The organism is Sulfuricurvum sp. (assembly GCF_028688295.1).
GTDB lineage: Bacteria > Campylobacterota > Campylobacteria > Campylobacterales > Sulfurimonadaceae > Sulfuricurvum.
In genome coordinates this window covers 1-5505 of sequence record NZ_JAQTYM010000100.1, presented here as the reverse complement: position 1 = coordinate 5505, position 5505 = coordinate 1, and the positions used below count along the sequence as shown (strand labels likewise).

The 5505-nt window shown below is 42.0% G+C and carries 10 protein-coding genes; 7 read left to right on the top strand and 3 right to left on the bottom strand.

The window, feature by feature from the left end; genetic code table 11:
* From rplO to PHR02_RS12795, 6 genes are all read left to right on the top strand, one after another.
* The coding region (gene rplO, locus PHR02_RS12820; protein WP_299992603.1) for a 50S ribosomal protein L15 at positions 1-303 on the top strand (303 nt) is incomplete at its 5' end.
* Positions 303-1565, top strand: a complete 1263-nt coding sequence (secY, locus tag PHR02_RS12815; RefSeq protein ID WP_299992602.1) for a preprotein translocase subunit SecY — start codon at positions 303-305, stop codon at positions 1563-1565. The genes rplO and secY, both read left to right, overlap by 1 nt.
* 2 nt (positions 1566-1567) lie before the next feature.
* Positions 1568-2326: a type I methionyl aminopeptidase gene (map, locus tag PHR02_RS12810; RefSeq protein ID WP_299992600.1), complete on the top strand. Its 759-nt coding sequence runs from the start codon at positions 1568-1570 to the stop codon at positions 2324-2326.
* A 10-nt stretch (positions 2327-2336) separates the two neighbouring features.
* Positions 2337-2555 carry a translation initiation factor IF-1 gene (infA, locus tag PHR02_RS12805; RefSeq protein WP_294894879.1) on the top strand — a complete coding sequence of 73 codons (219 nt, stop codon included), beginning with the start codon at positions 2337-2339 and terminating at the stop codon, positions 2553-2555.
* A 56-nt stretch (positions 2556-2611) separates the two neighbouring features.
* Positions 2612-3223: a tetratricopeptide repeat protein gene (locus PHR02_RS12800; RefSeq protein WP_299992598.1), complete on the top strand. Its 612-nt coding sequence runs from the start codon at positions 2612-2614 to the stop codon at positions 3221-3223.
* A gap of 35 nt (positions 3224-3258) precedes the next feature.
* A complete protein-coding gene (locus PHR02_RS12795; RefSeq protein WP_299992596.1) occupies positions 3259-3849 on the top strand; it encodes a tetratricopeptide repeat protein in 591 nt (196 codons plus the stop codon).
* A gap of 15 nt (positions 3850-3864) precedes the next feature.
* Here the strand turns inward: PHR02_RS12795 and PHR02_RS12790 are convergent, their stop codons facing one another.
* Genes PHR02_RS12790 through PHR02_RS12780 form a run of 3 tightly spaced genes read right to left on the bottom strand, consistent with a single transcriptional unit; the run spans position 3865 to position 5251 of the window.
* Positions 3865-4179, bottom strand: a complete 315-nt coding sequence (locus PHR02_RS12790; RefSeq protein ID WP_299992594.1) for a pyrimidine/purine nucleoside phosphorylase — start codon at positions 4177-4179, stop codon at positions 3865-3867.
* Between the two features lie 27 nt (positions 4180-4206).
* Positions 4207-4422, bottom strand: coding sequence for a hypothetical protein (locus tag PHR02_RS12785; RefSeq protein WP_015652616.1), 216 nt, complete (start codon positions 4420-4422; stop codon positions 4207-4209).
* Positions 4412-5251, bottom strand: coding sequence for a S1-like domain-containing RNA-binding protein (locus tag PHR02_RS12780; RefSeq protein WP_299992592.1), 840 nt, complete (start codon positions 5249-5251; stop codon positions 4412-4414). The genes PHR02_RS12785 and PHR02_RS12780 overlap by 11 nt, the downstream gene beginning before the upstream one ends.
* Before the next feature lie 60 nt (positions 5252-5311).
* On the opposite strand from PHR02_RS12780, the gene PHR02_RS12775 reads away from it, so the two are divergent.
* On the top strand, positions 5312-5505 hold a 194-nt coding region (locus PHR02_RS12775; protein WP_299992590.1), incomplete at its 3' end, for a nucleotidyltransferase domain-containing protein.

Here is a 5505-nt window from a genome sequence, read left to right as displayed (position 1 = left end):
AAAGGTCACAAAGGTCAAAAAGCGCGTAAAGGTTACAATGAAAAACGTAACTTTGAGGGTGGACAACAACCACTTGCTCGCCGTTTGCCAAAAATCGGATTTACATCACGTGTTGTAAAACCGACAATAATTAATGTCGAAAAAGTAAAAGAGATTGCAACTCTTGCGGAAATCACTATGGAGAGCATCCGTAGTATTCACCGTTTAGCTAAATCGGTTACACATGTTAAACTTGTGGGCGCAAGCGCTAAAGATTTAGCATCTAAAATTAAAGACGAAAACGTTACAACAACTGGTAACTAATGAACCAACAACTTGTAAACAAGATCTTAATTACGATCGGTTTTCTCTTTATCTTCCGACTACTGGCTTATGTGCCGGTACCGGGTGTTGACACAGCTGTCATCGCTTCGTTTTTTGATGATCACGCGGCAGATGCGTTAGGTCTATTCAACATGTTCAGCGGAAACGCAGTAGAACGTCTATCGATTATCTCTCTTGGTATTATGCCCTACATCACCGCCTCAATTATTATGGAACTTCTTGCAGCCACTTTCCCGAACTTAGCGCAAATGAAAAAAGAGCGTGACGGTATGGTTAAATACATGCAAATTATCCGTTATGCAACTATTGTAATTACGATTGTACAAGCGATCGGCGTGAGTGTAGGATTGCAAAGTATGACTGGAAAAGACGGCAGCAGCGCTATCTTGGTTGATCATTCAACATTTATGCTTCTTGCGGTTGTTTCGATGCTCGCAGGGACGATGTTGTTGATGTGGATTGGTGAACAGATCACCCAAAGCGGTATTGGTAACGGTGTCTCTTTGATCATTTTCGCAGGTATCGTTTCCGCGATTCCAAGCGCAATTTCACAAGCGATTACGATGGTGAATACTGGGGCTATGAGTTTCTTGACCCTTCTTGCCATTGTGGCACTTGTGATTGCGACGGTATTGGTTATCATCTATGTTGAGCTGGGGGAACGCCGTATACCGGTAACCTACGCTAAAAAGACGATGATGGAAAATCAAAACAAACGGGTTATGAACTACATTCCGGTTAAAGTGAATTTATCAGGGGTTATCCCGGTTATTTTTGCTTCGGCTATTTTGATGTTCCCGATGACTGTAATGTCATCAAGTACCAATCCGACGGTTCAGGCCATCGCAGACATACTTAACCCAAATCACTATTTCTTTAACTTTTTGACCTTTGTATTCGTTGTATTCTTTGCATTCTTTTATGCGTCTATCGTGTTTAATGCAAAAGACATTGCGGATAACCTCAAGCGTCAAGGTGGTTTTATCCCGGGTGTTCGCCCAGGTGAATCAACCAAAGAGTTTTTGAACGATACGGCAGGACGTCTTACCATTACGGGTGCAATATACCTTGGTCTTGTTGCAACATTACCGTGGGTTATCCTCAAAGGGGTAGGAGTACCATTCTTCTTCGGAGGGACTGCGGTTCTGATCGTAGTGCAAGTAGCACTTGATACCATGCGTCGTATTGAAGCTCAGGTTTATATGTCAAAATATCAAACCCTTAGCGCGGTTGGCCTGTAACAATGGCGATTGCGCTACGCAAAAATGATGAAATAGCTTCACTTCGTGCTGCGAATAAAATCGTAGCTGCGACGTTGGAGTTGTTAGCTTCCCATACCAAACCAGGAATTACCTTAAAAGAGTTAGATGCCTTAGGTGAGGAGTATATCCGTAGCCAAGGCGCTAGCCCCTCTTTTAAAGGGCTCTACGGTTTCCCAAGTGCCGTTTGTACCTCTGTCAATGAAGTGATCATACATGGTATTCCAACCGATTACGCATTGCGTGAGGGTGATATTGTCGGATTTGACGTAGGGACAAAAAAAGGGGGCTATTTTGGGGATGCTGCAATCTCGCTTGGTGTTGGTACGATTAGTACTGATGATGAAGCGTTAATTGCATGTTCTAAAGATGCTCTTTACTTCGCCATCGACATTATCAAAGACGGAATGCGCTTTAAAGAGCTTTCTTATGAGATAGAGCAGTTTATTATCGGACGGGGATTTGTCCCCTTACGAGGATTTTGCGGTCATGGTATTGGTAAAAAACCGCACGAAGAACCAGAAATCCCGAATTATTTGGATGGATCCAATGCAAAAGCGGGTCCAAAGATTAAAAACGGGATGGTTTTTTGTTTAGAACCAATGATTTGCCACAAAGAGGGAACCTCTAAAATTTTGGCAAATGGTTGGGATGTGGTGAGTACGGATGGGCTGAGAGGCTCTCATTACGAGCATACGGTTGCAATTATCAACGGTAGAGCTGAAATATTATCAATCGCGTAAAGGAATAACTATGGCAAAAGATGATGTCATTGAAGTAGACGGAAAGATTATTGAGGCACTACCGAATGCAACGTTTCGTGTTGAGTTGCCAAATGGTCATGTAATTTTGTGTCATATCGCAGGTAAAATGCGTATGCACTATATCAAAATCCTCCCAGGGGATACGGTAAAACTCGAACTTACTCCTTATAGTTTAGATAAGGGTCGAATTACCTATCGTTACAAATAAGTATCTCCCCTTGCGGGAATACGTTATAACTATTTTTTGATAAGGAAAATTAGTTTATGAAAAAATATTTATACCTCCTAGCTCTCTTTACATTTTCTCTCTTTGGATCAAATCAGCAAATTTTTTGGGATACCTATACAGCGGCATTGCGTGGTGATAAAGAAGCTCAATTCCTCGTTGGGGTAATTTATGAACGGGGAATGGCGGTTGATCAGAACTTGAGTGCTGCTGCGCAATGGTTTGAAAAATCGGCTGCGCAGGGACACGTTGATGCACAGTATAATATTGGTTTGATGTATGCAATCGGAAAAGGTGTTACTGAAAACCACTTGATGGCGGATAAGTGGTTAAGACGTGCGGCAGAGCAGGGAGATGGCGATGCGGAGAAATTGCTCTCTAAACTCCAAATAGATCCATTAAAAGAGACATCGTCCACTAGTGAAGAGGGCATTATTACGATACGTCCAACGGTACTTTACACCAAAGAAAATGTTTCTGTTTGTAGAAACGATAATGTATGTACACTTTATAAAATGCCAATGGTATTTACAACCATAAGCAAACGTGGTACATATTATAAGATCAATGGAATAGTGAGTAAAAAAGGGTGGAAAAGATACATGAGTGAGGGATGGATAGCTGAAAATAGTATTGATCACAAAAAATGATTGTAAAGATACTTCCCCTACTTCTGATTTTTTGGATGAGTGTATGGAGTGCGCCGCAACAAACGTTTTGGGATACTTATACTGAGGCATTAAGAGGTAATAAAGTTGCGCAGTTTCAAACTGGCGTTATTTATGAACGAGGTATCGGCGTGGAAGCTAATCAGTCTCATGCAGCTATATGGTATTTAAAATCGGCGAATCAAGGTTACGCAGATGCCCAATACAACATTGCAATTATGTACACAACAGGGCGTGGGGTAGATCAAAATATCACTACCGGTATGATGTGGCTAGCAACTGCGGCAAAACAAGGGGATAAAGAATCACGTAAACTTCTTTTAGAAGTAATTGATGGAAAGTATGACAAATCTGCTAAACCAACGTCATCTGAAAAAATCACTATTGGCGAAGTTATCCCGATAGCGGGTGTTCGGTTGAAAACCAATAAAGATACGAAGATATGCGATCTAAGCGGAAGCTGTAACGCGATAAAAGCATATACCACGGTAACTTCCAGAGCCAAAAGCGGTAACTATTATAAAGTGAGCGGGATCGGCGGTAAAAAAGGGTGGGAACCTTACGAGAATGAGGGATGGATAGATGAGAGGGATGTACAGAGAGATTGATCTCTGTACGATAAATTATTTTACAAAGCTACAGCAGTAGTCTGAAATAGTTTTAACTTTCAAATGAAAAGCACTGTTAGCTGGAACATCAAAACTTTGCGGTCCGCTAATAGAAATCCATGCTTCTGAATCCGGAAGTTGAACCTCCATCTCACCACTCATGATCTCCATGATCTCAGCATCACCCGTATTAAACGTGTATTCACCCGGCAACATGATCCCGAGAGTTTTTATAGTACCATCTTCGAAACGGATCGTTCGACTGGTAACTTTCCCCTCAAAATAGATATTGGCTTTTTTATCAGCGGTGACGTTGGTAAATTGTGACATAGATTTCTCCTAAAAATAATGGTGCAATTATAGCGGATTGAGTTCTTGCTTGATCTTTTTAGGCAAGTGGGCAAACGGAAAATCGGTCACAATCTTCGTGACATCCCCATCTTTGATATGAACTTCCAAGAGCATCGTCTCACGGTTAAAGCTGATAAGGGTAAACGTTTGGTCATTTTCGCTGTATACGAGGTTACGCGCTTTTAGGTGACTAAAAGGGCTTTTGCGTGGTCTATATCCCATAAATTCCGTTCTCCTGAACTGTTATTTTTTTACTATCGACGAGTTGTGTCAAGGCACTTTTAAAATTCTTTTTACTGAGTCCAAAGGTTTTTTGAATCAAGTCGGGATCACTTTTGTAGTTGTAGGGCAACATCCCGCCGTTGCTCTTAATCATCGAGAGGATTTTATCGGCGGCACTAGAAGCTTTCGCTTTTCCGACCATCTGAAGAGAGAGATCGAGTTTACCATCAGGTCTGAGTATTTTCACAAAGCCGTTTTTGATTTGCCCGACACGGACATCTTCAAAAATCTCATTTGCATAGATCATCCCCTCATATTTATGATCGACAATCACTTTGTATCCCATTGGGGTTTTGGCGATGACCATAAACGTTACGGGAGTGTTGGGATAAAAGCTCTTCGGAGGCATCTCTAACGCACCGCTGATTTTTTCGGTTCCCACAAGTCGATTGGTTTGCTCATCGAGGATGACACGAACAAGTCGTTTATCCCCGACGGCGAACGGGCGTTTTTGGAGGGCTCTTGGGACGAAGAGATCTTTTGGCAATCCCCAGTCTACAAACGCACCGATACTGCTCGTATCGAGCACTTCAACAAACGCGATTTCATTTACCATTGCTTTAGGTGTTACAGTCGTCGCTACAGGTCGATCTTCGCTGTCGGTATAGACAAATACATCGATCGTATCGCCGATGTGCATTTTGTCGGTGACGTATTGATTTGGCAGTAATATGTCGCTCTCGTCCAGTGCACGGAGGAATAACCCCGGAACAGTATCGCGATCGATTGTGAGGATATTAATTTCCCCGATTTTTAGTGTTTCATTCATGGGTAGTATTATAGCGATATTGTGTACTCAACCCCTATGATTTTTCGCTAAAATACAGCTATGAAACTAAGTCTTGAACTGAAAAATGCCATTGTTGAGAGCTTATTGCCGTTGAAGCCTGAAAAAATAGTATTGTTCGGCAGTTATGCGTACGGTGAGCCGAATGCGTCTAGTGATATTGATCTGTATGTGGTTACATCAGATGAGCATACCCCGCAGAACTGGCGTGAGAAAAGTGCTGTTTTTTTAAAGAC

What these genes read in the sequence shown, in the direction of transcription:
- PHR02_RS12800 (WP_299992598.1), top strand. Translation starts at nt 2,612, where the DNA reads ATGAAAAAATATTTATACCTCCTAGCTCTCTTTACATTTTCTCTCTTT.
- PHR02_RS12780 (WP_299992592.1), bottom strand. Translation starts at nt 5,251, where the DNA reads ATGAATGAAACACTAAAAATCGGGGAAATTAATATCCTCACAATCGAT.
- PHR02_RS12785 (WP_015652616.1), bottom strand. Translation starts at nt 4,422, where the DNA reads ATGGGATATAGACCACGCAAAAGCCCTTTTAGTCACCTAAAAGCGCGT.
- infA (WP_294894879.1), top strand. Translation starts at nt 2,337, where the DNA reads ATGGCAAAAGATGATGTCATTGAAGTAGACGGAAAGATTATTGAGGCA.
- map (WP_299992600.1), top strand. Translation starts at nt 1,568, where the DNA reads ATGGCGATTGCGCTACGCAAAAATGATGAAATAGCTTCACTTCGTGCT.
- PHR02_RS12795 (WP_299992596.1), top strand. Translation starts at nt 3,259, where the DNA reads ATGAGTGTATGGAGTGCGCCGCAACAAACGTTTTGGGATACTTATACT.
- PHR02_RS12790 (WP_299992594.1), bottom strand. Translation starts at nt 4,179, where the DNA reads ATGTCACAATTTACCAACGTCACCGCTGATAAAAAAGCCAATATCTAT.
- secY (WP_299992602.1), top strand. Translation starts at nt 303, where the DNA reads ATGAACCAACAACTTGTAAACAAGATCTTAATTACGATCGGTTTTCTC.